Genomic DNA, 230 nt, shown 5'->3' with positions numbered 1-230 from the left:
GGCTTTTCTACTTCAATTAACCCTAGTATTCCACCAAAAAATTCCCTCGCAGCTTCTTCACAACCCATAGGGGCAGCAAGTTGGATATGATCGATCTTTTTTATTGCAAATGACATAAACACTCCTCCATTTGTCAATTCTCCTCTCTCATATTTTATTAATTTTATAATTTTCTTTCAAGTTAGAAATTTTATTATTAAGATTTAAAAATTGGCCAAGTTGAACAAGGC

Annotated in this window: 1 pseudogene; it reads right to left on the bottom strand. The window is 32.6% G+C overall.

The annotated features are described in order from the left end of the window. Nucleotides 1-116, bottom strand: a pseudogene (locus tag V7659_RS21625) (glyoxalase); the annotation flags it as partial. Between the last annotated feature and the right edge of the window lie 114 nt (nucleotides 117-230).

It is taken from the genome of Neobacillus drentensis (assembly GCF_036966985.1).
Taxonomy (GTDB): domain Bacteria; phylum Bacillota; class Bacilli; order Bacillales; family Cytobacillaceae; genus Neobacillus; species Neobacillus drentensis_E.
Note: the sequence above shows the minus strand (reverse complement) of the source record. Positions and strands in the feature narration are given on the sequence as shown.